We start from the raw sequence: 26,496 nt of genomic DNA on the forward strand, positions 1-26,496 counted from the left end.
ATGATGACCGCTCCCCCAGGGAGAGCGGGTGAAGATCAGGCGTTGCCGGCGGCGTTCTGCAGGGCGGCGATGCGCTCTTCCAGCGGCGGGTGGCTCATGAACAGGTTCTTGAGGCCCGAGGCGATGTGGCCGGAGATGCCGAAGGCGGCGATGGTCTGCGGCAGCGTGCTTTCCCCGTGCTGCACCTGCAGGCGCTGCAGGGCGGAGATCATGGCGCCGCGGCCCGCCAGTTTGGCGCCGGCCGCATCCGCGCGGAACTCGCGCCAGCGCGAAAAGGCCATGACGATCATCGAAGCGAACAGGCCGAACACCAGTTGCAGCACCATCACCGAGACGAAATAGCCGATGCCGCCGCCACCGTCGCGGTCACGGCCGCCGGACAGCCAGCTGTCGACCAGCCGGCCGACCACGCGTGCCGCCACGATCACCAGCGTGTTCAGCACGCCCTGGACCAGGGTCAGCGTGACCATGTCGCCGTTGGCTACGTGGCCAATCTCGTGGCCGAGCACGGCGGAGACCTGTTCACGATCCATCTGTTGCAGCAGGCCGGTGCTTACGGCCACCAGCGAGCTGTTTCTCGTCATGCCGGTGGCGAAGGCGTTCATTTCCGGCGCGTCGTAGATCGCCACCTCGGGCATACCGATGCCGGCGTTCTGCGCATGGCGGCGCACGGTTTCCACCAGCCAGCGCTCAGCCTCGTTCTGCGGCTGTTCGATCACGCGGGCGCCGGTGGACATCTTGGCCGTCCACTTGGACATGGCCAGCGAGATGAAGGCGCCGCCCATGCCGATCACGGCAGCGTAGGCCAGCAGGTTGCCCATGCCGCCGTAACCACGGGCGGCGGCCCACTGATCGATGCCAAACAGATGGCACACGATGCTGAGCAGGAAAAGTACGGCGATATTGGTAAGCAGGAACAATGCGATGCGACGCATGGCTGTCTCTCGGGCAGTCATGAAAAGGGATGCGATGTCGAGGCAAGCCCCCACCGCCCTCAAAGGATCGTGGCGAAATCTTGCGGTTTCAAGGGCCGAAAGACGGGAAACATCCTGTCACTGATGGGCGTTTCAACGGGGCGTCAGCAAGCGCCCCGCCCGGTTGCGCACGCGTGCGCTCCGACAAAGGGGGCGGCCCGCCCTTAAAATGCCGCGATGAGTTACCGCGGACGCTTTGCCCCTTCTCCGACCGGCCACCTGCATTTCGGTTCCCTCGTGGCCGCCGTGGGCAGCTGGCTGTGCGCCCGCCACGCGGGTGGGGCCTGGCTGCTGCGCGTGGAGGACATCGACCCGCCACGCGAGATGCCTGGCTCGGCGGAAAGCATCCTGGCCGCCCTGCCCGCGTTCGGCCTGCTGGCCGACGCCCCGCCGCTGTTCCAGTCCCGGCGCATCGCCGCCTACGATGCCGCCTTCGAGCAGCTCAGGGCGACGGGCCACGTTTTCCCCTGCTGGTGCAGCCGCAACGACCTGGCGGGTGGGCTGCATCTGGATGGCCAGTGCCTCGCCGCGCCGGTCGAGGGCCGCGCCCCGGCCTGGCGGCTGCGCGTGCCGGACATAGAGATCGGCTTCGTGGATGGCCTGCAGGGCCCGCAGATCCAGAGCCTGCGACTGGCGGCCGGGGATTTCGTGATACGCCGGGTGGAGGGCTATTACGCCTACCAGCTGGCCTGCGTGGTCGACGACGCGTTCCAGGGCATCACCCAGGTGGTGCGCGGCAATGACCTGCTCGATTCCACCCCGCGCCAGATCTTTCTGCAGCGCTGCCTTGGCCTGCCCACGCCCGGCTACCTGCATCTGCCGCTGGCGCTGGATGGCGAAGGCCGCAAGCTGTCCAAGTCCGAGCGGGCGCATCCGGTGGACCCGACGAACCCTTTGCCGGCCCTGCGCCGCGCGCTGGACTTCCTCGATCTCCCCGCGCATCCGGGGGCGAGCGACCCCGCCTCGCTGCTGGCGCATGCCCTCGCCCATTTCTCCCCCGCGCGCCTGCCGCACTGCAGCGAACGTGCGGCGGCCTGAAAGGCCCGCCCCGCATTTCATTCGCTGACCACCAACGGAACCTAAAGACGGCGTACTCTCCGTAGACGTTTTGCCACATGGCGCGTGATAGACATGGCAGCGTCCCGGCCACACGATCCGGGTGGATTTGTCACAGGCATCTTTGGAGAACAGGCATGACGCAACGCACGGCTTTGGTCACTGGCGGCACGGGTGGTATCGGCACCGCGATCATTCGCTATCTCGCACGCCAAGGGCATCGGGTCGCCACCAATTACCGCGACCAGGCCAAGGCCGAAGCGGTGAAAGAGATGATGGCGAAGGAAGGCATCGAAGTGATGCTGGTGCCGGGCGACGTGAAGGATCCCGATTCCTGCGAGGCCATGGTGCGCATCATCGAAGGTGGACTGGGCCCGGTGGAGATCCTGGTCAACAACGCCGGCATCACCCGTGACACCACCTTCCACAAGATGACCTATCCGCAGTGGATGGAAGTGGTGAACACCAACCTCAATGCCTGTTTCAACGTCACCCGCCCGGTGATCGAAGGCATGCGCAACCGCAAGTGGGGCCGCATCGTGCAGATCAGTTCGATCAACGGCCAGAAGGGCCAGTACGGCCAGGCCAACTACGCCGCCGCCAAGGCCGGCATGCATGGCTTCACCATCTCGCTGGCCCAGGAAAACGCCAAGTTCGGCATCACCGTGAACACCGTGTCACCGGGTTACGTGGGCACCGACATGGTGATGGCCGTGCCGGAGGACGTGCGCGAGAAGATCGTGGCGCAGATCCCCGTCGGCCGCCTGGGCAAGCCCGAGGAAATCGCGCATGCCGTGGCTTTCCTGACGGGCGAGGAAGCTGCTTGGATCACCGGCGCCAACCTCTCCATCAACGGCGGGCATTACATGGGTTGGTGAGGTGTCGTCGTGCTGACGCGTGGGATCACGCTCGGCAATGCCTGTAGAACGAATACCCCTCACCACCACTCCCCACCTCACCGTCATCCCCGCGAAAGCGGGGATCCAGTGCCTTTTGAGGCGTGAGGCAAGCGCGAAAGACGCTGGATCCCCGCTTTCGCGGGGATGACGGTGAGGGAAGTCTCGATGTGAGGGAAATCCGAAGGTGAGGATCGTTCCGCGCGCCCTAGCCCAGCAGCTTCTCCATCACCTTCCCCACCGCCGCAAAGGCAAACGCCCCGGTGACATGCGTGGCGGCGCCAAGCCCGCCACCGCAGGCCAGGTTCAGCGCTTCCGCACCATTGGCCACCGGCGGACGCGTGCCGCACACCGTGCCGTCCGGCTGCGGGTACTGCACGTTCTGCAGCGAATACACCGCCGACACCCCAAAGTAGCGATCCGGATTACGCGGGAAGTTGAAATCAGCCCGGAGCTTTTTGCGAATCAGGCTGAACATCGCGTCGTGCTCGGTACGCGAAAGATCGCGCACACGGACCTGGGTGGGGTCGGTGCGACCGCCTGCGGAGCCCACGCTCACCATCGGCAACTTGCGCCGGCGACACCATGCGATGGCTTCCAGCTTCACGCGGAAGGCGTCGCAAGCGTCCAGCACCACGTCGTAGCCACGGTCGAGCAGTTCATCGAGCGTGGACGTGGTGAGGAAGCGCTCGATGGCGTCCACCTTGATCGCGGGGTTGATCGCGCGCAGGCGATCTTCGATCACCTTGACCTTGGACTTGCCGTATTGGCCGTCGAGGGCGTGCAACTGGCGATTGGTGTTGGATACGCAGATCTCGTCCGCGTCGATCAGCGTGAGGTGACCCACGCCGCTGCGCGCCAGCGCTTCGGCCGCCCACGAGCCCACGCCACCAATGCCGATCACGCAGACATGGGCCTGCATCAGCCGGTCCAGGCTGCCCAGGCCATAGAGGCGCTCCACGCCCGCGAAGCGCTCGCGCGGGAACGCCGCGCCAACCTGGTCGGCAGCGGGGGCTGCGTGTTCTTCCACCGTGGCGGCGTTTTCGATCTGCATCTCTGGAGCCATGACAACGTCTTGAAGAGGCGGCATTTTATCGGGAACGGCCCGCCCCTGCAGGCGGCCCGTTATGCTTGGGGTTTGTCCATCATCGCAAGGGATTCCAGCGCATGCGTTCCGCCCTATTGCTCGTGCTCGGCCTGGCCATCGGTATCGTCGGCACCGTGTTCGCCATGAATGCCCTGCAGGAGCGCCAGCCGTACTCGCACCACCTGATGATGACCATGGCCCACCACGCCGGCGCACTGAGCGCGGCGGTGAAGGCGCAGAAGTGCGATGCCGCCCAGTCGCAACAGCACATCGCCCGCCTGCTGGAGACCCAGACGGACCTAGGTGAGGCCTTCCCGGGCGTGGATCAACCGTTCAAGGACGAGGCAGCCAAGCTGCGCGAGAAGACCCAGGCGGCCATCCAGGCGGCCCCGGCCGATTGCGCCGCGCTGGCGGCGGCGATCAAGCCGATCGGGGAAACCTGCCAGTCCTGCCATCAGCAGTACCGCTGATTTTCCTTCACCTGTGGGAGCGCACCCTGTGCGCGACGACCCAACCAGGCGGAAACGACGCAGCCTCGCGGTCGCGCACAGGGTGCGCTCCCACAACAAGGAAGGGCTCCGTCAGATCTTCACCTTGCCCCGCAGGATCTGCCAGTACATCACCCAGTCCCCCATCAGGCTGTAGAGCGGATGGGTGAAGGTGGCCGGGCGGTTCTTCTCGAACACGAAGTGCCCGATCCAGGCAAAGCCGTAACCCGCTACGGGCGCCAGCCACAGCCACCATGCGTTGCCGGTGACGATGGCCGTAGCGATCACCGCCAGCACCAGCGTGCTGCCGACAAAGTGCATGCGCCGGCACTGCACGTCGCTGTGCTCGCCCAGATAGAACGGATAGAACTCGCGGAAGCTGGCGTACTGGGACATGCGGATCACCCTGGACGGTACGCCCGGAGGGTAATCCGCAGCGCCCGCCAATGCATGCGCGGGCGCAACATGCTCCGTATCAGGCCGGCAGCGGGATGAACTCTCCCTCGTCGCCGATGACCTTGCCCATGCGCTGCGCCGCCCAGTCCGCCTTGGCCTGCTCGATGCGCTCGCGCGTGCTGGCAACGAAGTTCCACCACAGGTGACGTTCGCCATCCAGCGGCGCGCCGCCGAACAGCATCACGCGGCTCTTGCTGCGCGCCCGCAGCGGTGGTGAATCGGGGCCGGCCTGCACCGCCGCCTGCATGGGCGGTACGGTCACGCCGTCCCATTCCACCTCGCCGTCGACCACGCACACGCCACGCTCGACGTGTTCCTGCGGCCACGGCAATGACGCTCCCGCCTCCAGCGTCGCCTCGACGAAGAACATCGGCGCGAACACCTTCACCGGCGATTCCTTGCCATAGCCGGTACCGGCGATCAGCACGAGCTCCGCGCCCGGCAGGGAAATCCTGGGCAGCTCATCGGCGCCGTGATGATGGAATTCCGGCGCCACCTCCGCATCCTTCTGTGGCAACGCCACCCATACCTGGATGCCATGCGCACGATGGCCGCCACCACGCGCTTCCGGCGGCGTGCGCTCGGAATGCACGATGCCGCGGCCGGCCGTCATCCAGTTCACCTCGCCGGGACGAATGTCCGCGATGCTGCCGATGCTGTCGCGATGGCGGATCACGCCCTCGAACAACCACGTCACCGTCGCCAGGCCGATGTGCGGGTGCGGGCGCACGTCCATGCCCTTGTCATCGAGGAAAGTGACCGGCCCCATGTAGTCGAAAAACACGAACGGCCCCACGTGGCGTGCCTGCAGCACAGGCAGCAGGCGGCGCACGTTGAAGCCGTCGCCCAGGTCGTGCACGCGGCCCTCGATCAATATCGGTTGCTGTTCCATGGTGTCTCTTCCTCCTCGGTTACCAGGCACGCTGGTACTGCACGGGCGCGGTGATGGCGACGCCAAGCTCCTGCGCGGCACGGCGCGGGAAATAGGGATCGCGCAGACTCTCGCGTGCGATCAGCACCACGTCGGCGGCGCCTTCGTCGATGATGCGCGCGGCATGTGTGGATTCAGTGATGAGGCCCACCGCACCGGTGGCGATGCCCGCGTCATGGCGCAGACGCGCCGCGAACGGCACCTGGTAACCAGGCGACACCGGGATCTTCACGTGCGGTACCAGGCCGCCGCTGGACACGTCGATCAGGTCGACGCCCATGGGCTTGACCATATGGGCCAACTGCACGCTCTGCTCGATATCCCAGCCACCCTCGCTCCAGTCCGTGGCGGAAATGCGCAGCCACAGTGGCAGGTGCTCCGGCCAGACCTCGCGCACAGCGGTGATCACTTCGCGCACCAGGCGCGTGCGGTTCTCGAAGCTGCCGCCGTATTCATCGGTACGCTGGTTGCTGAGCGGCGACAGGAACTGGTGCAGCAGGTAACCATGCGCGCCATGCAGCTCGATCAGCTCGAAGCCTGCCGCCAGTGCGCGCTCGGCCGCCGCGCGGAAATCGGCGACGATCGTGGCGATGCTCTGCGTGTCCAGCGCCTGCGGGACGTGCCAGTGCTTGTCGAACGGCACGGCGGACGGCGCCACGGTCTGCCAGGCGCCGGCATCGGCGGCGAGCGGACCACCGCCTTCCCACGGGCGCTGGGCGCTGGCCTTGCGCCCGGCGTGGGCAAGCTGGACGCCAGCGACCGCACCATGGGCCTTGATGAAGCGGGTGATCGGCTGCCACGCGGCCTGGTGCGCCTCGCTCCACAGACCCACGTCACCTGGGGAAATACGGCCTTCCGGCGACACCGCGGTGGCCTCGGCGATCACCAGCCCGGCGCCGCCGACGGCACGGCTGCCCAGGTGCACCAGATGCCAGTCATCGGGGATGCCATCGGTGGCCGAGTACTGGCACATCGGCGCGATGACGATGCGGTTGCGAAGGGTAAGACTGCGTTGCGCGTAGGGAGTGAAGAGTTTCATCGGACCGGCTCAGGAAAATATCCGTCACACATGCCGGCGGCGCGCTCGAGGTTCAAGGTCCTCATCGGGTAGATTGGGCTTCCAGCCACGCCGCCATCCGCGTCGCAACGGGCCATGGCGTTTTCATCCAGCGGAAATGATCCGCTTTGTCGCTGTCCAGCTCGGCGGCCGTGACCACCTGCTGCGTGTGGGTGCCGCGCGGCACTTTCCCCAGCAACCATGACAGTGACGCCTCGGGAACAAGCCAGTCGTCCTGCAGCCGCAGCCCGAGTACCGGCAGGTCGAGCCGGCCCAGTGCAGCTTCGAAATCAATGCCCATGCCTACGGCAGCGTAACGTCCGGTGCGGCCGGTGCGCGCCCAATCGTCGATCAGCCGCCTTGCCTCGTTGCCGCCAAAGCCGATCCTTCGCCCCGGAAGATAGCCCACCAGACGCGCGAGCCAGGGTGCCAGCGCATAGGCGAACCACAGCAGGCGGCCTTGCGGAAACTGTCGCCAGTACGGCGCGCCGCTCGCTACCGCCAGCAGGCCGGCGGCCTCTTCCGGATGCAGGCTCGTGTAGAGCGATGCGATCTGCGCACCCAGGCTATGGCCCCCGAGGTACAACGGTGCGTGCGGCACGGCGGCGCGGGCGACGGCGATGCCGGCCGGCAGGTCGTCTTCCAGCAGCTCCCGATAACCCCAGTCTTCGCGACGGCCCGCGCGCTTGTTGCTGGAGCCGATGCCGCGCCATTCGTGGATCGCCACCGCGATGCCATGGGTGGCCAGTGCCTGTGCCAGCGGCAGGTAGTGTTTGGCCGCCACACCCAAGGCCGGCACCCAGTAAAGCAGTTGCGTTGCGCGGCCGGCGGGGCGTTGCAGCATCACCTCGGCGCGCGCGCCATCGACGGCAACGGCGGGCAATGCGTGGCAAGGCGGAGGCGTGGCGGGAATGGAAACAGTCGCGGACATTCTCGGCACGCATGCCAGTGGAAAAGTCCTGACAGGCTAGCGAACTGTCACGCAACTAAAAAGCCGCGAAAAGAAAAGGCCGGTGTGGGCCGGCCTTTTCCTCCTGCAGTAAATAGGTTTCCCCGTTTGAAATCAGGCCGGCGCCACTTCATCGGCCTGCAGGCCTTTCTGGCCCTGCACCACCTTGAAGCTCACCTTCTGGCCTTCCTTCAGGCTGCGGAAACCCGAGCCGCTGATTGCGCGGAAATGCACGAACACGTCCGGGCCACTCTCACGACTGATGAAGCCAAAGCCCTTGGCGTCGTTGAACCATTTGACTGTGCCAACTTCACGATCCGACATGACTCACTCCGATCAACTCGATGCTGAGACAAGTCAGCCTCCCCTTTGGCCGACGGCTTACTGGGCATGCAGGATCGGGGGTGAAGCGATGTGGACCCTCGCGAGTCGCGCACCGGGCACGCACGTGACCGAGCAACCACAGTGAATCCAGCATAACGGATTTCTTTAATGCAAGTGAATGGCCTTAATCAATATTTTGATTTTCACATTTCAACGACATTTGCGAATAAAACAAAAAAGCCAGGCATTGCTGCCTGGCTTTTTCTTCAGCGTTTGAAAACGCTTATTACTGCGGGATCACTTCGTCAGCCTGCAGGCCCTTCTGGCCCTGCACGACCTTGAAGGAAACCTTCTGGCCTTCGACGAGGCTCTTGAAGCCGTTGCCCTGGATCGCGCGGAAATGCACGAAGACATCCGGGCCGTTGTCACGGCTGATGAAGCCGAAACCCTTGGCATCGTTGAACCACTTGACGGTACCGATCTGACGATCAGACATGTAAATCACTCCATAGGATTGAACAGACTCAGCCCGCGCGACATGCGCAGGCCGGCTTACTGGTGTGCAAGGAAACCCTAGGGGTGAGGCGATGTTGCTAGATCGAGATCAGGCGGCATCGGGTCACAAAACTCTGGTGACCCCGGCAAACACAGTAAGCGCATGATAGCTGCTTCAACGCCATAAGGCGAATAGGCAAATACCTATCCAACCTGAATGAATAACCGTCAGTCCTTACAAATCAGGTTTGATTTTCACGCCATCTTCGCATTTCATCCCGTCCCTTGTCGGATGAGAACCGACGGCCCGCCCCTTCCATGAACACCTGCGCAGGAGAAGCTCCATGACGTTCCACCGCCACCATCGCCTGGCCCTCCTCGCTCTTGTCGCAGGCGGCGTGATACTAGCCGGCTGCTCCAACAAGCCCGAAACCCGCGCGACCGCACCTGCCCATGGCGCCACGACAACGGCCACGCCCAGCGGTGCCCGGACCACCGGCACGGGCACCAGCGCACCGAGGGCGCGCACCGCTACAGTGACCACCTCCGGTGGCAAGCCGCTGCCCACCAGCACCGGCATCCCCGCCTGCGACGACTATCTGGCCAGCTATGTGTCCTGCCACACCACAGCGGGCGTGTATCCGCCTGACCAGATCCAGTCGCGCTATGAAGACATGCGCACCAGCCTGCTGCAGGACTCGGTGGACCCGAACACGCGCCCGCAACTGGGAGCTCGCTGCACGGCCCTGGCCAAGCAGCTGCGCGCCACGCTGCAGGGCAAATCCTGTGGACAGGCCATCCCCGCCAGCCCCGCCAGCGGCGGCTCGCACTAAGTTTCAGCGCAACAACGTGCGCAGCGCGGCAGCCACGGACGCGGGCCGGCTGCGCGCAAGCTTCACCTTGGGCGTTTCGTGCCACTGCGCGGACGCCCGGATGGCGCCGGCAAGGTCTTCCAGCAGCCGTGGCGTGGCCTCGACATCCGGCTCGAGAAACAACGCCTTGATCTCGAACACACCCTCGCGACGATGCGCTTTCGCATCGAGGCGACCCACCAGCCGCCCCCGGTGGAGGATGGGCAGCACGTAGTAGCCGTACTGGCGCTTGGGTGCGGGCACATAGCACTCGATGGTGTATTCGAAGCCGAACAACGCCAGGGCACGCGCACGGTCCCACACCACCGGGTCGAACGGTGACAGCAAGGTGGTATGCGTGGCGCGCAACTGGCCTGATGCGGCCTGCGCCAGCAGCGCAGCGTGATCGCGATGCACATAGGTCGGCATGCTCCAGTCCGCCACCTGCACCGTCAGCAATTCGCCACTGGCCACCAGCGGCGCGAGTTCCTTGTCCGTCACGGCGGGCTTCAACCGGTAGTAATCGGCGATCCAGCGTGCCTGCGCGATGCCCAGTGCGCGCACGCTGTCGACGATGAAGCGGCGACGCAATGCTTCGTGATCGAGCCCGAGCAAATCGCGATCCAGTGGTGGATCGAGTTTTTCCAGCACGCGTTCGGTCAGGTCGTAAACACGCTGGAAGCGTTCGCGACGCGTCACCATCAATTCGCCCAGCGCGAACCATGCTTCCAGCCAACGCTTCTCCGGCTTCCAGGACCACCAGCCGCCGGCGCTGCGCGTTTCGCTTTCGAAATCCGCCGCGCGCGCCGCACCGTTGTCGCGTATGCGCGCAAGCAGTGCATCCATGCCGTCGCGGTGCTCGCGGTGCATACGGTCGGCATGCTTGTATGCCCAATGCATCGCACGCTGCCTGCGCCAGGCCTGGTGCAGCGGAAGATCCGCCGCGGGCACGAAACACGCCTCGTGCGCCCAGCTTTCCGCAAGGCGCCCGCTGTCCAGGACGTCCTCCAACCATTGCGGTTCGTAGTCGCCCAGTCGCGAATGCAGCACCAGGTACGGACTGCGTGCAACGACATGGATGCTGTCGATCTGCAACAGCCGCATGCGTGCAACGATATCGACGACATCCTTTTTTTTCGCGCGCCCCTTGGGCTTGCCGAGCAAGCCCTGCGCTGCCAGGTGAAGACGCTGTGCTTGCGCCAGGCTCAATGTGGCGTATGGCGCAGATGAAGGAACCGATAACGGTAACGATGACTTCACGTGATCACGATGCCCTTGTTGAGCCTGTATTGAGCCGGCATTTAGCCGTGCTCTGCTAGCTTGAACTCTGCGCGAAGGACTTGCAGCGCGCCATCGCTCCACTACTGCACCATCGCGCGCTTCCGCAGACGAGCCACGCATTCTGGCATGGAGTAACGATGATGAAACCCCGCACTCCCCTACTCGTTCTCGTAACCGCCGGCTCCATGATGCTGGCGGGCTCGCTGTTGGCACAGGATCAACCCATGCCAACGCCTCCGCCTCCCCAGCCGACGCAGAACACCCAGGCTCCGCCACCGCCGCCCACCCAGACCATGCCGGCGCAGACGCCGACACCTCCGCCGCAAGGTGGCACGCAGGCCCAGACCAGTGCCGGCGGACAGCAGGTGACGATCAATTCCAGCGTTCCGCCCATCAAGTCGGGCCCTGCGCCAAGCTTCGAGCAGTTGTCGGGCGGATCGAAGTACATCACCGAAGCGCAGGCCTCGGCCTATCCGCTGCTCGCCAATGACTTCAGCTATGTGGACAAGGGCCACACCGGCCACATCACCAAGGCACAGTACGAAGCCTGGGTAAGCCACAACCGGTAAGATGCAACACCACGAACGCGGGTCGCCGGCAACGGCGGCCCGCGTCGTCACATGCGATGCATGGCGCTACCGGTAGGGGAACGACCACCTGTGCTGCCAGGGCAACACTGACCAGGACGGAGCCACATCATGCGACTCACCTCCCAGGCAGCTTTGCTGCTCACGCTAGGCCTGCCGTCGCTCGCTGCCCACGCGCAGAATCCGGAGCCGATGGACATCCGCGCGTGCACCGCCATCGAAACCGACTCGCAACGCCTGGCCTGCTACGACCACGCCACCGGGCGCGACAATCTTCCCGCGGCGCAAAAGAAAAGCGACACGACGGTTGGGGAGACATCCACCACGCCGGTAACCCAGGTGTTCGGTCACGAAGCCCCGCGGACGACCACCGCCAATCCATCCACGACGACGGCGCAGGCCGAGCCGGAAGTGAAGCCGCTGTCCCTGCTGGACAGTCGCTGGGAGCTGTCGCCCGAAAGCAAGCTCGGTACCTTCAACCTGCGTGGCTACAAGCCAATCGTGGTGTTGCCGTTCTTTGCCAGCAGCAACCAGAACCGGCAGCCCAGCAGTCCCAATCCACTCAACACGGTTACCGAACCGCAGCACCTGGACAACATCGAAAGCAAGTTCCAGCTCAGCCTGAAAACCAAGATCTGGCAGGGCGTGTTCGGCGATGCGGGCGACGTGTGGGTGGCCTATACCCAGTCCTCGCGCTGGCAGGTGTACAACAAGCAGGAGTCACGTCCCTTCCGCGAGACCAACTACGAGCCGGAAGTGATGCTGATGTTCAACACGAACTACGAGCTGGCCGGCTGGAACGGCCGGTTGATGGGCATTGCGCTGAACCATCAATCCAATGGCCAGTCCGATCCGCTGTCGCGCAGCTGGAACCGCGTGATGGGCTACATCGGCCTCGAACGCCCGAGCTGGACCATCATGTTCCGGCCGTGGTGGCGCGTTCCCGAGGGCGGCACGGACGACAACAACCCCGACATCAGCAACTACATGGGGCGCGCCGACATGCAGATCATTCATGAGTGGAAAGGCCAGGAGTTCGGCCTGCTGCTGCGCCACTCGCTGCGCGGCGGCAACCAGAGCCACGGCGCAGCGCAATTCACCTGGTCGTTCCCGGTGGCAGGCAACCTGCGTGGCTACATGGAACTGTTCAAGGGTTATGGCGAGAGCATGATCGACTACAACCACAACGCCACGTACCTCGGCATCGGCGTATCGCTGCTCGACTGGTACTGATCGGCGCTACGCACGGCGACAGGTAGCCTGCCGTGCCATGCGGACGCTGGCGGTCACGCCAACGTCCGCGCGTTGCATCAGTGGTGGTGGCCGCCTTCACCGTGCACGTGGCCGTGGGCGAGCTCTTCCTCGCTGGCCGGGCGCACGTCGGTCACTTCGACGTCGAAGTGCAGGGTCTGGCCGGCGAGCGGATGGTTGCCGTCGATGTGCACCTTGTCGTTCTCGACCTTGGTCACGGTGACGTTGATGACGCCCTGCGGGCCACGACCCTGGAACTGCATGCCGGGCTGGATGTCTTCCACGCCCTGGAAAGCCTCGCGCGGTACTTCCTGCACGAGCTCGGCGTGGTGCACGCCGTAACCTTCTTCCGGCACCACGTCGACCTTGAACTGGTCGCCCACCTGACGGCCTTCCATCGCCTTCTCCAGGCCCGGGACGATCTGGCCAACACCCTGCAGGTACACGAGCGGCTCGCGACCCTGCGAGCTGTCCAGCACCTGGCCGTTGTCGTCGGTCAGGGTGTAGTGGAAGGAAACGACGGAGTTGTTGGCGATCTGCATGATGTTCTCGACTGGGGAAGGAGCGCCGGCAGAAGCCGGCACGAAGCGATAAGCCTAACAGACCCCCTGTGAGGATGCCGGCGACGGATGTGTCTCCATTCGACGCCGATGCCTAGCGGGGACCGGCGGCGATTGGCGATACTTCGCCCATGATCCTGCCCCAGCGCCTGCTATGCCGTTGTACTGCCGTGCTTTTTGGCATGGCGCTGGCGATGGCCTCGGCGGCGGGCCAGGTCCCCGGTGCAGCGTCCACGCCCAGCCCGGCCGCCATCGCACCGTCGCTGGGCGAGCAGATCGATGGCCTGATCGGCCAGCCCCGCTTTGCAGGCGCCGACTGGGGCATCTCCGTGATTTCGCTCAGCAGCGGACGAACCGTCTACAGCCACCATGCCGACCAGCTTTTCCAGCCGGCCTCCACCGTCAAGCTCTTCACGGCGGCTGTGACACTGAGCGAACTCGGCCCCGATTACCGCATCCCCACGCGGGTGCTGGCGGGCGGAGAGATCCGCCATGGACGGCTGGACGGTGCGCTGATTCTCTACGGCATGGGTGATCCGACGCTGGGCGTCGATCCGGCCACCTTCCACTGGGCCGACCAGCTCGCCGAACAGCTGGCTGCCAAGGGCCTGCGTCACGTGCACGGCGACCTGGTCGCCGATGCCACCTACTTCGCCAGCCCCATGATGGGCAGCGGCTGGGAGGCCACCGACCTGCAAAGCTGGTTCGCCGTGCCGACCAGCGCGCTGAGCGTGGGCGAAAACCAGGTGGAGATCACCGTGTCGCCCGGCGTCGGCGCTGGCGCGGCGGCGCAATTGCGCTTCGACCCGGCCGATGCCATACCCGCCGTGACCAACGACGTGATGACCACCGCCCAGCGCGCCCGCAGCGACGTGAATCTCTATCGCGCGCCCGGCGACAACATGCTGTACGCGTTCGGAAGCATCGCGGCGAAATCCCCAGCGCAGAACTACAAGCTTGCCCTGCCCGACCCCGCCCAGTTCGCAGGCAGGCAGCTGCAGCAGGCGCTGCTGCGCCATGGCATCCAGCTCGACGGCAAGCTGACCACCGTGCACTGGCCGCGACGCGACACCGCCCTGCCGGCGCAACCACAAACGCTGGCCGAGGTGCTTTCGCCGCCGGTCAGCGAGATCCTCGGGCGCGGACTCAAACGTTCGCAGAACCTCTATCTGCAGAACCTGCTGCTGCTCGCAGGCGTCAAGGCGCAGGCGGACACGGAACAACGCGAAGGCAGCACGGGTTTCATCACCAGCGAACGTTGGGGCATTCGCGCCATGCGCCAGATGCTCGAACAGATCGGTATTGCACCGACCGCCAGCATGATCGAAGAAGGCACGGGGTTATCGCGGCGCAACCTCGCCACGCCCAACGCGATGGCGCGCCTGCTCGCCTTCCTCGCCGGCCAGCCCTACGGGCCGGCATTGATGCAGGCGCTGCCGGTCGCTGGCGTCGATGGCACGCTGCAATGGCGCATGCGCAACACGCCAGCCGCCAACAACGTGCATGCCAAGACCGGCAGCATGAGCTTCGTGCACTGCCTCGCTGGTTATGTCACCACCAGCGACGGCGAACCGCTCGCGTTCGCCATCATGCTCAACAACTACGATCCACCCGCCGGCGCACCAAGCGCCACGAAGGACATCGACCAGATCGCCGAGCTGCTCGCGGGGTCGCGCAGCCCGGGCAAGGCCGTGGCGGCCTCACCCGGTGTGGCCACTCATCCGGCCAATTGAGCGTTCAGATCCTTGGCGATCTTCTCGGGCGTGTCGTTGGGCGCATAACGCTTCACCACCTGGCCATCGCGATCGACCAGGAACTTGGTGAAGTTCCACTTGATCGCCTCGCTGCCCAGGATGCCCTTGCCTTCGCTCTTGAGCCATTTGTAGAGCGGATGCGTGCCCGCGCCGTTCACTTCGATCTTGGCGAACATAGGGAAGGTCACGTCATAGCTGGTGGAGCAGAAGTTGCGGATCTCCGCCTCGTCACCAGGCTCCTGGTGGCCAAACTGGTCGCAGGGGAAGCCGAGCACCACCAGGCCCTTGTCGCGATCGGCGCGCCACAGCGCCTCCAGCCCGGTGTATTGGGGGGTGAAACCGCACTTGGACGCCACGTTGACGATCAGCAGCGCCTTGCCGCGGTAGTCGGCGAGCGAACGCTCGTTGCCGTCGATATCGCGCGCGGAGAAGTCATAGACAGAGGTCATCGCATCGGTCCTCATTGAAAGAGCACCAGTCTAGCCCCACGGATAGCCCGCGTGCCGTATGCTTTGCACCGGCCGGCCCTGCCGGCGACAGACCCGAAGCCCGCGCCTCCCCGGCTCCCGAAGGTACCCCGTGATCAGATTCCAGGATGTGCGCAAGTCCTACCGTGTCGACGGCCGGGACGTTCCCGCACTTCAGACTTTCAGCCTCGACATCGCCGATGGCGAGGTGTTCGGCATCATCGGCCATTCCGGCGCGGGAAAATCGACGCTTATACGTCTGATCAACCTGCTCGAGCGCCCCAGCGGCGGACGCATCCTGATCGGCGACACCGACATGACCGCGCTGGATGAAGCCGCGCTGCGCCATGAGCGCCAGCGCATCGGCATGATCTTCCAGCATTTCAACCTGCTGTCGTCGCAGACGGTGGCGCAGAACGTGGCGTTCCCGCTGCGCCTGGCCGGCGAACGCAACGAGGCGGCGATCCGCCAGCGCGTGGACGAATTGCTGGCCCGCGTGGGCCTGACCGCGCACGCGGACAAGTACCCGTCGCAGCTCTCCGGCGGCCAGAAGCAGCGCGTAGGCATTGCCCGCGCGCTGGCCAACCGGCCCTCGATCCTGCTGTGCGACGAGGCCACCAGTGCACTCGATCCGCAGACCACCGCCGCCGTGCTGGACCTGCTGGCGGAGATCAACCGCGAGCTGAAGCTCACCATCGTGCTGATCACGCACGAGATGGACGTCGTGCGGCGCGTGTGCGATCGCGTGGCGGTGCTCGATGCAGGGCGCATCGTGGAAACCGGGCCGGTGGCCGACGTGTTCCTGCATCCGCAGCACGCGACCACGCGCCGCTTCGTCAATGAGGCGTTGCCGGAGGAAGCCGCAGGCGAGCAGATGCCGTTCGCGCACGTGCCCGGCCGCATCCTGCGCCTGTCCTTCCGCGGCGAAGCCACGTGGACGCCGGCCCTGGGCCGCGTGGCACGGGAAACCAATGTCGACTTCAACATCCTTGCCGGGCGCATCGACCGCATCAAGGACCTGCCCTACGGCCAGCTCACGCTGGCCATGCAGGGCGAGCGCGTGGACGACGCACTGGCCACCCTGCGCGACGCGGGCATTGAAATCGAAGAACTCACCTTGTCGCCGGAGAACCGCGCATGAGCGCCCCGCTGCTGCAGAGCCTTTTTCCCAACATTGACGACTGGGGCGAGATCGGCCATGCCTGCATCGATACGCTGCTGATGCTGGGCGGCTCGCTGGCCCTCACCGTGGTGCTGGGCCTGCCGCTGGGCGTGTTGCTGTACCTCACCGGCAAGGGCCAGTTGCGCGCGATGCCGACGCTTTACGCCGTGCTGTCGCTGGTGGTGAACGTCCTGCGTTCGATCCCTTTCATCATCCTGATGATCGTGCTGATGCCGGTGACCTACGTGCTGGTCGGCACCAAGCTGGGCATCCGCGGCGCCATTCCGCCGCTGGTGATCGGCGCCGCACCGTTCTTCGCACGCCTGGTGGAAACCGCCCTGCGCGAGGTGCAACGCGGCGTCATCGAAGCCAGCCAGGCCATGGGCGCCACCACCTGGCAGATCGTGCGCCACGTGTTGCTGCCCGAAGCACGCGGCGGCCTGATCGCCGGCACCACGGTCACGGCGATCGCCCTGGTGGGCTATACCGCCATGGGCGGCGCCATCGGTGCCGGCGGCCTGGGCGACCTGGCCTATCGCTACGGCTACCTGAGCTACAAGTCCGATTACATGGTGGTCACCGTCGTCTTGCTGATCGTGCTGGTCCAGCTGTTACAGATGGTCGGCGACCGCATCGTGGCGCGGTATACGCGGCAATAAGATAAGCAGAAGGCCCGGCACCCCGCCGGGCCTTTTTGCATCCGGCGGTATGGACGGCTATTCTGGTGCACCGCACAAGTTGACGCCTTGCCCATATGACGAAGACGCATAAGCTCATAGCCATTCTCTCCGCCCTGCTCCTGCTGGCCGGTTGTTCTTCGTCGTCCAACGGTGGTGGCGATACCGGCAGCCAGAAGCTGGTGGTGGCCGCCACGGCCGTGCCGCACGCGGAGATCCTCAAGCAGGTCAAGCCGATCCTGGCGAAGGAAGGCGTGGATCTGGAGATCAAGGTATTCGCCGACTACGTGCAGCCCAACGTGCAGGTGCTGGAGAAGTCGGTCGACGCCAACTACTTTCAGACCAAGCCCTACCTCGATGCGTTCAACCGCGAGCGCGGCACCAACCTCACCATCGTGACCGGCGTGCACATCGAGCCGTTCGGCGCGTACTCGCGCAAGCTCAAGTCCATCGACCAGCTGCCGGATGGCGCTGCGGTCACCCTGCCCAACGACCCCAGCAACAACAGCCGTGCGCTGCTGCTGCTCGCCAAGCACGGCCTGATCACGCTGAAGGACCCGACCAACGAGCTGTCCACGCAGAAGGACATCACGGCCAATCCGAAGCACCTGAAGTTCCGCGAGCTGGAGGCGGCCATGCTGCCGCGCACGCTGGACGAGGTGGACCTGGCCCTGATCAACACCAACTACGCCCTCGCCGCCGGCCTCAACCCGACCAAGGACGCGCTGCTGATCGAGGACAAGGACTCGCCGTACGTGAACTATCTGGTGGCACGTCCCGACAACAAGGACGATCCGCGCATCCAGAAGCTGGCCAAGGCGCTGACCAGTCCTGAGATCAAGGCGTTCATCGAGCAGAAGTACCAGGGCGCGGTGTTGCCGGCGTTCTAAACACCCGCGGTTCTTTCCCTGTGGGAGCGCACCCTGTGCGCGACTGGCCTGGCGTCGTCGTACAACGGCGCGTGGCGTGTCGCGCACAGGGTGCGCTCCCACAATGCATTTTGTTTCAGCAAGGCACCGCCTCAGGATCCGCCGGAATCTCGAACACCTGCCGCAGGTAGGTCACGTAGGCGCTGTCCTCGCACATGTTCTTGCCCGGCGTGTCGCTGATCTTGGCCACCGGCTGCCCGTTGCAGCGGATCATCTTGATGACGATCTGCAGGGGTTCGGGGCCCACGTCGTTGGTGAGGTTGGTGCCCACGCCGAACGCAAGCTGGCAACGGCCGTGGAAGTGCTGGTACAGCCTCATCACCTTGGGGATGTCCAGGCCATCGCTGAACACCAGCACCTTGGTGCTCGGATCGACGCGATTGGCGCGGTAATGCGCGAGCACCCGCTCGCCCCAGGCGAACGGGTCGCCGGAGTCATGCCGCGTGCCGTCGAACAGCTTGCAGAAGTACATGTCGAAGTCGCGCAGGAAGGCGCTGAGCCCGTAGACATCGGACAACGCGATACCCAGATCGCCGCGATATTCCCTCGCCCACGTCTCCAGTGCCGCCACCTGTGAATCGCGCAGCCGCGGCCCCAGCGCCTGGTGCGCCTGCAGGTATTCGTGCGCCAGCGTGCCCAGCGGCGTCAGGCCCAGCTTCCACGCCAACCACACGTTGCTGGTGCCCGCCAGCTGCCGGCCAAGGCCATCGCGCAGCGTGGTAGCGACTTCCTCATGCCACGCCCGCGAGAAGCGGCGGCGGGTGCCATAGTCGGCAATGCGGCAGTCGTGGAAACCCTCCGTGTCACGGAGCAGGGCGATCTTCTCGCGCAAGCGGCGGCGCCCTTCGGACAAATCAAGGCCGCGCTGCGTGTTGCGGAAGTACACCTCGTTGACGATGGCCAGCAACGGCACCTCGAACAGGATGGTGTGCAACCACGGGCCACGTATGCGTATCTCGATTTCGCCGGGGCCGTCCTGCGCCGGGTAGATCTCCACGTACTTGGCGTTGAGCTGGAACAGCGCGAGGAAATCGACGAAGTCGCTCTTGATGAAACGCCAGCCACGCAGGTATTCCAGCTCTTCCGGAGTGAAGCGCAGCGAGCACAACCCCGCCAGCTCCTCGCGGATCTCGGCGATATAGGGCACCAGATCGACACCGGGGTTGCGGCATTTGAACTTGTATTCGACCTGCGCCGCCGGATAGTGATGCAGCACGACCTGCATCATGGAGAATTTGTACAGATCGGTGTCGAGCAGGGAGGTAACGATCATCGGTCGCTCATGCGCGCGGGGGACCAGGCGATTATCCCGCCACGCATCGGCCACGGCGAGCCGGGGCCGGACGACGGGCAAATAAAAACCCCGGTAGCCAGGGGAGGGGCTACCGAGGTTTTGTCAGGCCTGGTCCATAACAAAGAGGGGAAAAGGACCGGCCCCCCAGTGGCACGATGTGCTGAGCCACTTCTTGTCGCCATCACAGCGATACGAGTCCTTAGTGTGGCCGGGCTGGACCTAGTTCAAGCGCCCCTTCCGTTCCGTTCAGCTTTTGGCAAGCTGGCGGACGTGCCTACAATTGTTAGATTCCTGGAAAAGGAGCGCCCCCGATGATCCACCCGCTTCGCCGCCTGGGCCTGCTCGTCCTGTGGCTCGCCCTGCCCCTTCACGCGGCCGAGCTCACCGTCGACGTGGGCTACGGCCAGAAGACCTATACGACGGCGCAGTTGCTGGCCCGTGCCGATGCCCGTGACGTCGCCATTCCGGCGGATGTGGCCTTCAAGCGCGCCATGCGCTACCGGGCCGTGCCGCTGAAGGCCCTGCTCGACGGCGCGTCGCCGGACGACACCCTGCAGTTCGTCGCCTCGGACGGGTTCGCCGCCCAGATTCCCGCCGCGCTGATCGTGCAGGCACACGGCTCGGTGGCTTGGCTGGCGGTCGAGGATCCGGCCCATCCCTGGCCGACCCTGGAGGAGATCAAGGGTGATGCCGGCCCGTTCTACGTGGTCTGGACCCAGCCGGAAGCCATGAAGATCGGTCCGGAGCAATGGCCGTTCCAGCTGGTTTCCATCCGCCGCCAGCCGTCGGTCGCCGAGCGCTTCCCCGCCATCCTGCCCGACCCGGCCCTGAAGACCGACAGCCCTGTACAGCGCGGCTTCGTGGTGTTCCAGCACACCTGTTTTGCCTGCCACACCCTCAACGGCCAGGGCGACGCCAAACTCGGGCCGGATCTCAACATCCCCCACAGTGCCACCGAATACCTGCGCGAGGATCTGCTCCGCGCCTATATCCGTGATCCGCAATCCCTGCGCCACTGGCCGCAGGCACGCATGCCGGGTTTCGACCGCAAGGCGCTGACGGACCAGGACCTGGACAACCTGCTCGCCTATCTGCACCACATGGCCGGACGAAAGGCTCAGCCCTAAAAGCCTGTTCATGATCTCCGCGTGGCCCGCGTCAGGGCGGCGCCACCGTGGGCCGGCGCGTCGAGTCCAGCCACTGCTGCAGCAATTTCTGCCGCTCCGCGTAGGGTTGCCGCGCGAACTGCCGGACGCTGGCGTAGAACGCCGGCCACTGCCCTTCCGCATGGTGGAACAAGGCCAGGAACACCGGCGTCCAGCGGTCATAGATGCCGAACGGCAACAACCGCGCATTGTTGATCGGCGCGTTGACCCACGCGTCGTAGCGATGGTCGTTGGGCCAGTCCAGGTCGCGCCACTGCGCATAGCGCACGCGGAAGTCGTCGATGGCCTGTTGCTTGCCGGCCGCCATGGCCTGCTCGTCCACCCCGCTGGCATAGAGCGTCTTCAGGCGATCGCGCAGGTCCATCACCAGCCAGGTGAAGCCATCGTCCATGGCCTTGTCATGGTCGTCCTGCGGCGGCAGGCCACGTGAGCGGCGCCATTCGCGCAGGCCTTCCTCCTGCACGAAGCTGGCGAAGGATTCGTTGAAGGCACTGTCGTCCTTCACGTAGACCAACTGGTGCGCGAGCTCGTGGAAGATGGTACCGGCGAGCTCATCGTCATCCCAGCGCATCATGCTGCTGAGGATGGAATCGGAAAACCAGCCGAGCGTGGAATAGGCCGGCACGCCGCCCACATAGGTATCGTCGCCGTCGGCCTTCAGCCGTGCCGCTTCGGCGTTGGCCTTGTCCTTCGAGAAATACCCCCGATAGGCGACGCACCCGGCAAAGGGAAAGCAGTGCTGGATCGGCGATACCGAAAAGCGCGGCGTGGCAAACACGTTCCACACCACATAAGGGCGATCCAGCTTCACGTAGCTGGTGTAGCTGCGGTTGTCCGGCAGCCCGAGGTGATCGGTGGCGAACCGGCGGGCGTCCTGCGACAGCGCCAGGCGCTTGCGGGTGGCCTCGTCGGTGGAGGGGTCACGCAGCACGGCGCTGATGTCGCGACGGTTCGCGACCAGCTCGCCCTGCCCCTTGGCGACATGGGCGTAGTAGCCGACCGAACTGCAGGCAGAAAGCATGAGGCCCACCGTCAATACGACGATGGGCCCGGGAATCCGAAGGTTTCGCGGCACGAAGCAAGACAACCTCATGCCGCGATTGTGCCCTGATTCTAGTGGCCGTGGCCGTTCCAGCCGCCGTGGCCGCCGCCCCAGCTGCCATGGCCGCCGTGATAGTAGCCACCACCGCCGCCACGGTAATAACCGTGCCCGTAGGAACCGCCGCGGTAGTAACCACGGCCGTAGTAGCCCGAACCCCAGACACCGCCAATACCGATGCTTACGTTCGGCAAGTAACAACAGCCGTAACCGTAGTAGCCATAGCTCGGGTAGTAGTAACCGGGTGCGCCGTAATAGCCGTCATAGACGACGCCCGTGCCGTAGTAGGCATCGCCACCTGCGGTGGCGACCGGACGCACATAGCTGTAGCCAGGATCGTAGTAGCAACCGGATAGCGCCGCGGTGGCAACCGCCAGGGCAAGACCGGCAAGCACGCGTTTCATGACAAAAGGCCTTCGGGGAAGACGGCTTTACTTTGAACCCATGTCGTTAAGTACGCACTGAATGCTCCCGGCATGGCCGGCGGTATTCACTCGCCGGCCATGCCTGAACCCGGCGATCGCCGGGTTCAGTTACCGCCGTTGCGCTCGGGCGGCTGGCGGATGTGGCCGTAAGTGGCTTCGCTGGAAACGCCGCCGTTGCCGGCCCCCGTGCCGAGGCTGCCGTTGTTGCCGACGGGATGTTCGTCGGCGCCCGGCCAGGTCGGCCCCTGGCGTACGCGTTCCTGCTTGGCTTCCAGCAGGGCCTGGATATGCTCCACGGCCTCCTGCGGTGTCAGGTGCCTGCGTACCGGTCGCCGGGGTCGGGTGGCGGCGGGCGTGACCCGGCTGCGCCGAGCGGCGGACGCCTTCCTCGTGGCCATCTTTCCTGCCGCCTTGCTTGTCGTGGTGGCGGTCTTGCCGGCGGTGGCGTGTTTTGCCGCGGCCTTGCCGGTCGCCTTCCTGGCCACTTTCTTGGCGGTGCTGCGTTTGCGGGCCGTCTTCCGGGCTGTTGTCTTTTTCACCGCAGCCTTGCGCGGCGCTGCCCGCTTGGTGACCGCCTTGCGGGCGGTGGTCTTGCGAACGGTGGTCTTGCGAGCGGTGGTCTTGCGAGCGGTGGTTTTCCTCGCTGCGGTCTTGCGCGCCGTCTTCCGCGCGGGCGATTTACGGGCCGTGCTCTTGCGCGCGGCCGTCTTGCGTGTCGCCGCCTTGCGTGCGGTGGATTTGCGGGCAGCTACCTCGCGGGTTGCCGACTTGCGGGTGGCGGTCTTGCGGACAGCGCGGCGGGCGGTGGAGGTCGCGCGCTTGCGGGCGGTGCTTTTCTTGGCAGTGGATGTGCGGGTGGCGGTTTTCTTGGCCGCGGATTTCTTCGCGGCCGGCTTGCGCTTCGTTGCCATGCGTCTTCACTCCTGCGGTTGTCGAGATAGCCCGACGCCCCATCACGCCAGGCTAAACCGAGAAGTAACACCGCAAAGATGTATCAACGGTGAGCAAAACCGCAGTTTTTCCATAGGCGCGACGTGCTCAGAACCTCGGTCGCGAGAGTTCCGAGAGGAAGTGCGACAACACTTCCGGCCGTATCACGAGCGTGAAAGCCACGCCGAACGCGGCGCCCCACAGGTGCGCGCTGTGGTTGACGTTGCCCTGCCCGCGACGATCCATGTAGATGGAATACACCACGTAAAGCACAGCGTAGATGATCGCCGGCATCGGCAGCACGAACACCACGATGCGCGCCCACGGCGCCAGCAGGATGTACGAAAACAGCACCGCCGACACCGCGCCCGATGCCCCCAGGCTGCGGTAATTAGGGTTGTTCTTGTTGTTCAGATAGGTCGGCAGGATCGAGACCACCAGCGCCACGATGTAGAACAGCGCGAAACCCATCGTGCCCAACTTCGCCGCGAAGAAACCTTCCATCACGCGGCCGAAGAAGAACAGCGTGATCATGTTGAACAGCAGATGGCCGAAATCGGCGTGCACCACGCCATAGGTCACCAGGCGGTGGTACTCGCGGCTGCGCGTGATCGCGGGCGGCCACAGGATCAGATCATTCATCAAGCGGGCGTTGTTGAACGCCATGAAAGACACGATGGCGGTAATGGCGATGATGATCAGGGTGATCATGCGTATCCCGTACAGGTGAAAGGCAACGGCAAAGGTTTCGCATCTTGGCGGTGCGGCGCGCACTTGTCGACTCTGGAAACCACCGTAAAGTCCAAGCGCGGGGCCGCATTCCGGACTATCATGCGCGGCTTCACGCGTTTCCCCACGCCCCAGGCACCTCCCCATGTCGATCCGTTACCTGCATCTGGACGTCTTTGCCGCCACACCCGGCGGCGGCAACCACCTGGGCGTCGTCACCGACGCCACCGGCTGGACCGACGCCCGCATGCAAGCCTTCGCCCGCTGGACCAACCTTGTCGAAACCACCTTCCTGCTGCCGCCCAGCCATCCCGGCGCCAGCTATCGCGTGCGTATCTTCACGCCGCACAAGGAAATTCCGTTCGCCGGGCACCCGAGCATTGGCAGCGCACATGCCGTGCTGCTGTGTGGCCAGGCCCAGCCGGTGGATGGCGTGTTGTGGCAGGAATGCGGCGCAGGCGTCTTGCCCATTCGCGTGGAACAGCTCGGCGACGCGCAACAGTTACTTTTGAAATCACCTCGCTCCGTGGTCGAGAAAACCGGCCGCGACGCGCACCCGCTGCTCGACGCCGCCCTGTCCGGCATCGGGCTTGGCGTGCTGCCGCCGGCCTATGTCTCCGGCGGCCGCCACTGGTGGCTGGCCGAATGCGCGGACGAAGCCACGCTGCGCCAGTGGAAACCCGATCACGCCGCCATCGGCGCCCTGGCCAAGACCACCGACAGCATGGGCCTGTGCGTGTTCGCGCGCAGCTCGCACCCGGATTACCAGCTCGTGGTGCGCGCGCTCCCGGCGGGTGTCGGCCTGGTGGAGGATCCGGCCTCAGGCGCCGCCAACGGCCTGATCGCCGCCTATATCGCCCACGCCGAACCCGCCGGCCCGCTGGCGCGTGGCTACGTGGTGAGCCAGGGCCGCGAGATTGGCCATGACGCCAGCCTCACCGTCCGCATCGATGGCGAGGACGTCTGGATCGGTGGCCATACCAACACGATCATCGACGGCGCCCTGCACTGGAGTGGCCAGGATTGACCACCCGGCCGCAAATTTGGGTTGACGCCGACGCCTGCCCCGCCGCCATCAAGGAAGTGCTGTTCCGCGCGGCGGAGCGTGAGCAGGTGCACGTCACCCTGGTCGCCAACCAATGGCTGCGCACGCCACCCTCGCGTTTCGTGCGCGCCATCCAGGTGCCCGGCGGTTTCGACGTGGCTGACAACGAGATCGTCGATCGTGTCAGTGCCGGTGACCTGGTGGTAACGCAGGACATCCCGCTCGCCGCCGCCGTGATCGGCAAAGGCGCACTCGCCGTGCATCCGCGCGGCGAGCTCTATACGCCCGACACCATCGCGCAGCGGCTTTCCATGCGTAACTTCATGGACGAGTTGCGCGGGGCCGGCGTGGATACGGGTGGCCCCGCGGCCTTCCATGCACGCGACAAGCAGGCCTTCGCGAATCAGCTGGACCGGTGGCTGGTGAGGTTTCGGCAGACGCGCTGAAACGCGCGGCCATACCTCACCTTTGTGGGAGCGCACCCTGTGCGCGACAGACCTCTCACGCCACCGCTCAAACCATCAGGCGACTAGCCGCATGCCAGCGCACGTCGACTTCGAGGTCGCCGCGCAACAATCCGGTGATTCGGCGAGACTCCACGCCGCTGTCGCGCACAGGGTGCGCTCCCACCGTTCGTCGAATGCCTCGCTCACAGCCCGCGATCATCCAGGTGTGCACGCCGCGCAGCCACCTGCGCCATGATGGACCAGTCCACGTCCTCCTCACCCGACGACAAGGCTTCGAGCAGGCTGTCGCGCAGCAGGCCGGCGAGCGGCAACGGTACGCGCGTGGCATCCGCTGCGGCCAGCGCAAGGCCCACGTCCTTGTATCCCAGCGGAAGCGCAAAGCCGGCTGGCGTATAGCGCGATTCGGCAATCAGCTTGCCGTAACCCTGGTAGACGGGCGCAGCGAACAGCGTGCTGGTCATGACGTCGAGGAACTCTGCCGCGCTCACGCCATGCGCGCGAGTCAATGCCGATGCCTCGGCCATGCTTTCGATGGCGGCCCCGATCATGAAGTTGCCCGCGATCTTCACGACGTTCGCGCGCTCCGGCGCATCACCCAGCGGCCAGATGCGACTGCCCATGGCGTCGAGCAGCGGGCGCACCCGCTCGATCACATGCGGCTTGCCGGCGGCAAGGATATTCAGCTTGCCGGCAGCCGCGACGTCAGGCCGGCCGAACACCGGGGCCGCGACGTAATCGAGGCCACGCGCGGCGTGCGCCGCGGCCATCTCGCCTGCCAGCGCCACCGAAATGGTGGCATGGTTGATGTGCACGGTGCCCTTGTCCATGCCATCGAGCAGGCCATCGTCAAAGAAAACGCTGCGAACGGCCTGGTCGTTGGCCAGCATGCTGAACAACATCTCGCCCTGCGCGGCGCGGTCCGCACTCTTCACCACCTTGGCGCCCAACGACGCCAGCGGCGCGGTCGGACCCGGCGAGCGATTCCACACCGTCACCTCGTGACCGGCCTTGATCAGGTTGCTCGCCATCGCGCTGCCCATGGCGCCAAGGCCGATAAAACCCACTTTCATGCGACTGTCTCCAGACAAAACAACAGCACCAGTGGATCA

30 protein-coding genes are annotated in these 26,496 nt (G+C 65.2%); 13 read left to right on the forward strand and 17 right to left on the reverse strand.

Translation table 11 applies throughout. The features are described 5' to 3' along the window. Nucleotides 1-35: 35 nt before the first annotated feature. Nucleotides 36-935 (reverse strand): protease HtpX, encoded by a 900-nt coding sequence (gene htpX / locus HY57_RS17455; RefSeq protein ID WP_019465677.1) that lies wholly within the window; start codon nt 933-935, stop codon nt 36-38. Nucleotides 936-1,151: 216 nt separating this feature from the next. Here htpX and gluQRS point away from each other — a divergent pair, with 216 nt between their 5' ends. After that, nucleotides 1,152-2,012 (forward strand): tRNA glutamyl-Q(34) synthetase GluQRS, encoded by an 861-nt coding sequence (gene gluQRS / locus HY57_RS17460; protein WP_019465676.1) that lies wholly within the window; start codon nt 1,152-1,154, stop codon nt 2,010-2,012. Between the two features lie 155 nt (nt 2,013-2,167). Next, nucleotides 2,168-2,908: an acetoacetyl-CoA reductase gene (gene phbB / locus HY57_RS17465; protein WP_019465675.1), complete on the forward strand. Its 741-nt coding sequence runs from the start codon at nt 2,168-2,170 to the stop codon at nt 2,906-2,908. A 226-nt stretch (nt 2,909-3,134) separates the two neighbouring features. Here phbB and HY57_RS17470 read toward each other — a convergent pair whose 3' ends face one another. After that, nucleotides 3,135-3,980 carry a tRNA threonylcarbamoyladenosine dehydratase gene (locus tag HY57_RS17470; protein ID WP_019465674.1) on the reverse strand — a complete coding sequence of 282 codons (846 nt, stop codon included), beginning with the start codon at nt 3,978-3,980 and terminating at the stop codon, nt 3,135-3,137. A gap of 113 nt (nt 3,981-4,093) precedes the next feature. Between HY57_RS17470 and HY57_RS17475 the strand changes: the two genes are divergently transcribed. Then, on the forward strand, nt 4,094-4,483 hold the full coding sequence (locus HY57_RS17475) for a cytochrome c (protein WP_019465673.1): 390 nt from the start codon (nt 4,094-4,096) through the stop codon (nt 4,481-4,483). Nucleotides 4,484-4,594: 111 nt separating this feature from the next. Here HY57_RS17475 and HY57_RS17480 read toward each other — a convergent pair whose 3' ends face one another. From HY57_RS17480 to HY57_RS17505, 6 genes are all read right to left on the reverse strand, one after another. Continuing rightward, complete coding sequence (locus HY57_RS17480) at nt 4,595-4,897, reverse strand: DUF962 domain-containing protein (protein WP_019465672.1); 303 nt, start codon at nt 4,895-4,897, stop codon at nt 4,595-4,597. A 79-nt stretch (nt 4,898-4,976) separates the two neighbouring features. Next, nucleotides 4,977-5,849, reverse strand: coding sequence for a pirin family protein (locus tag HY57_RS17485; RefSeq protein ID WP_019465671.1), 873 nt, complete (start codon nt 5,847-5,849; stop codon nt 4,977-4,979). 19 nt (nt 5,850-5,868) lie between these two features. Then, nucleotides 5,869-6,927 (reverse strand): NADH:flavin oxidoreductase/NADH oxidase, encoded by a 1,059-nt coding sequence (locus HY57_RS17490; RefSeq protein ID WP_019465670.1) that lies wholly within the window; start codon nt 6,925-6,927, stop codon nt 5,869-5,871. Nucleotides 6,928-6,988: 61 nt separating this feature from the next. Then, on the reverse strand, nt 6,989-7,876 hold the full coding sequence (locus HY57_RS17495) for an alpha/beta hydrolase family protein (protein WP_038580039.1): 888 nt from the start codon (nt 7,874-7,876) through the stop codon (nt 6,989-6,991). A 132-nt stretch (nt 7,877-8,008) separates the two neighbouring features. Next, complete coding sequence (locus HY57_RS17500; protein WP_019465668.1) at nt 8,009-8,218, reverse strand: cold-shock protein; 210 nt, start codon at nt 8,216-8,218, stop codon at nt 8,009-8,011. 286 nt (nt 8,219-8,504) lie between these two features. Further along, nucleotides 8,505-8,714: a cold-shock protein gene (locus HY57_RS17505; RefSeq protein WP_019465667.1), complete on the reverse strand. Its 210-nt coding sequence runs from the start codon at nt 8,712-8,714 to the stop codon at nt 8,505-8,507. A 343-nt stretch (nt 8,715-9,057) separates the two neighbouring features. Here HY57_RS17505 and HY57_RS17510 point away from each other — a divergent pair, with 343 nt between their 5' ends. Next, nucleotides 9,058-9,546, forward strand: coding sequence for a hypothetical protein (locus HY57_RS17510; RefSeq protein ID WP_019465666.1), 489 nt, complete (start codon nt 9,058-9,060; stop codon nt 9,544-9,546). 3 nt (nt 9,547-9,549) lie between these two features. On the opposite strand, the gene HY57_RS17515 is transcribed toward HY57_RS17510, so the two are convergent. Continuing rightward, nucleotides 9,550-10,773, reverse strand: coding sequence for a winged helix-turn-helix domain-containing protein (locus HY57_RS17515; RefSeq protein WP_026033993.1), 1,224 nt, complete (start codon nt 10,771-10,773; stop codon nt 9,550-9,552). Nucleotides 10,774-11,069: 296 nt separating this feature from the next. On the opposite strand from HY57_RS17515, the gene HY57_RS17520 reads away from it, so the two are divergent. Then, entirely contained in the window at nt 11,070-11,414 is a 345-nt protein-coding gene (locus HY57_RS17520; protein WP_144240854.1) for a hypothetical protein, read from the forward strand. A gap of 129 nt (nt 11,415-11,543) precedes the next feature. Continuing rightward, nucleotides 11,544-12,665: a phospholipase A gene (locus tag HY57_RS17525; RefSeq protein ID WP_019465663.1), complete on the forward strand. Its 1,122-nt coding sequence runs from the start codon at nt 11,544-11,546 to the stop codon at nt 12,663-12,665. A gap of 77 nt (nt 12,666-12,742) precedes the next feature. On the opposite strand, the gene HY57_RS17530 is transcribed toward HY57_RS17525, so the two are convergent. Then, nucleotides 12,743-13,225 (reverse strand): FKBP-type peptidyl-prolyl cis-trans isomerase, encoded by a 483-nt coding sequence (locus tag HY57_RS17530; RefSeq protein ID WP_019465662.1) that lies wholly within the window; start codon nt 13,223-13,225, stop codon nt 12,743-12,745. A gap of 149 nt (nt 13,226-13,374) precedes the next feature. On the opposite strand from HY57_RS17530, the gene dacB reads away from it, so the two are divergent. Further along, nucleotides 13,375-14,976: a D-alanyl-D-alanine carboxypeptidase/D-alanyl-D-alanine endopeptidase gene (gene dacB / locus HY57_RS17535; protein WP_019465661.1), complete on the forward strand. Its 1,602-nt coding sequence runs from the start codon at nt 13,375-13,377 to the stop codon at nt 14,974-14,976. Here the strand turns inward: dacB and HY57_RS17540 are convergent. Beyond that, nucleotides 14,961-15,446: a glutathione peroxidase gene (locus HY57_RS17540; RefSeq protein ID WP_019465660.1), complete on the reverse strand. Its 486-nt coding sequence runs from the start codon at nt 15,444-15,446 to the stop codon at nt 14,961-14,963. The two genes, dacB and HY57_RS17540, sit on opposite strands and share 16 nt — an antisense overlap. 130 nt (nt 15,447-15,576) lie before the next feature. On the opposite strand from HY57_RS17540, the gene HY57_RS17545 reads away from it, so the two are divergent. The 3 genes from HY57_RS17545 to HY57_RS17555 all read left to right on the forward strand — a co-directional run bounded on the left by HY57_RS17545 (nt 15,577) and on the right by HY57_RS17555 (nt 18,193). Continuing rightward, nucleotides 15,577-16,605 (forward strand): methionine ABC transporter ATP-binding protein, encoded by a 1,029-nt coding sequence (locus tag HY57_RS17545; protein WP_019465659.1) that lies wholly within the window; start codon nt 15,577-15,579, stop codon nt 16,603-16,605. After that, nucleotides 16,602-17,285: a methionine ABC transporter permease gene (locus HY57_RS17550; RefSeq protein WP_019465658.1), complete on the forward strand. Its 684-nt coding sequence runs from the start codon at nt 16,602-16,604 to the stop codon at nt 17,283-17,285. The genes HY57_RS17545 and HY57_RS17550 overlap by 4 nt, the downstream gene beginning before the upstream one ends. A 95-nt stretch (nt 17,286-17,380) precedes the next feature. Next, nucleotides 17,381-18,193, forward strand: coding sequence for a MetQ/NlpA family ABC transporter substrate-binding protein (locus tag HY57_RS17555; protein ID WP_019465657.1), 813 nt, complete (start codon nt 17,381-17,383; stop codon nt 18,191-18,193). Between the two features lie 115 nt (nt 18,194-18,308). On the opposite strand, the gene pncB is transcribed toward HY57_RS17555, so the two are convergent. Then, nucleotides 18,309-19,505 (reverse strand): nicotinate phosphoribosyltransferase, encoded by a 1,197-nt coding sequence (pncB, locus tag HY57_RS17560; RefSeq protein WP_019465656.1) that lies wholly within the window; start codon nt 19,503-19,505, stop codon nt 18,309-18,311. A gap of 332 nt (nt 19,506-19,837) precedes the next feature. Between pncB and HY57_RS17565 the strand changes: the two genes are divergently transcribed. Continuing rightward, nucleotides 19,838-20,653 carry a cytochrome c gene (locus HY57_RS17565; protein ID WP_019465655.1) on the forward strand — a complete coding sequence of 272 codons (816 nt, stop codon included), beginning with the start codon at nt 19,838-19,840 and terminating at the stop codon, nt 20,651-20,653. Between the two features lie 31 nt (nt 20,654-20,684). Here the strand turns inward: HY57_RS17565 and HY57_RS17570 are convergent, their stop codons facing one another. The 4 genes from HY57_RS17570 to HY57_RS17585 form a co-directional block, all read right to left on the reverse strand. Further along, the gene (locus HY57_RS17570) at nt 20,685-21,713 is read right to left on the reverse strand and encodes an aminopeptidase (RefSeq protein ID WP_019465654.1); all 1,029 of its coding nucleotides are present in this window, start codon (nt 21,711-21,713) and stop codon (nt 20,685-20,687) included. A 92-nt stretch (nt 21,714-21,805) separates the two neighbouring features. Beyond that, nucleotides 21,806-22,195 (reverse strand): hypothetical protein, encoded by a 390-nt coding sequence (locus tag HY57_RS17575; protein WP_019465653.1) that lies wholly within the window; start codon nt 22,193-22,195, stop codon nt 21,806-21,808. 125 nt (nt 22,196-22,320) lie between these two features. Next, nucleotides 22,321-23,127 carry a histone H1-like repetitive region-containing protein gene (locus tag HY57_RS20995; protein ID WP_019465652.1) on the reverse strand — a complete coding sequence of 269 codons (807 nt, stop codon included), beginning with the start codon at nt 23,125-23,127 and terminating at the stop codon, nt 22,321-22,323. Nucleotides 23,128-23,254: 127 nt separating this feature from the next. After that, nucleotides 23,255-23,857 carry a rhomboid family intramembrane serine protease gene (locus HY57_RS17585; RefSeq protein WP_019465651.1) on the reverse strand — a complete coding sequence of 201 codons (603 nt, stop codon included), beginning with the start codon at nt 23,855-23,857 and terminating at the stop codon, nt 23,255-23,257. Nucleotides 23,858-24,020: 163 nt separating this feature from the next. Here HY57_RS17585 and HY57_RS17590 point away from each other — a divergent pair, with 163 nt between their 5' ends. Together HY57_RS17590 and HY57_RS17595 are read left to right on the forward strand one after the other, a co-directional pair. Then, a complete protein-coding gene (locus HY57_RS17590) occupies nt 24,021-24,902 on the forward strand; it encodes a PhzF family phenazine biosynthesis protein (RefSeq protein WP_019465650.1) in 882 nt (293 codons plus the stop codon). Then, on the forward strand, nt 24,899-25,366 hold the full coding sequence (locus HY57_RS17595) for a YaiI/YqxD family protein (protein WP_019465649.1): 468 nt from the start codon (nt 24,899-24,901) through the stop codon (nt 25,364-25,366). Before HY57_RS17590 ends, HY57_RS17595 begins: the two co-directional genes overlap by 4 nt. A gap of 203 nt (nt 25,367-25,569) precedes the next feature. Here HY57_RS17595 and HY57_RS17600 read toward each other — a convergent pair whose 3' ends face one another. Further along, a complete protein-coding gene (locus HY57_RS17600) occupies nt 25,570-26,457 on the reverse strand; it encodes an NAD(P)-dependent oxidoreductase (RefSeq protein WP_019465648.1) in 888 nt (295 codons plus the stop codon). Nucleotides 26,458-26,496: the final 39 nt, after the last annotated feature.

This window comes from Dyella japonica A8 (genome assembly GCF_000725385.1).
GTDB lineage: Bacteria > Pseudomonadota > Gammaproteobacteria > Xanthomonadales > Rhodanobacteraceae > Dyella > Dyella japonica_C.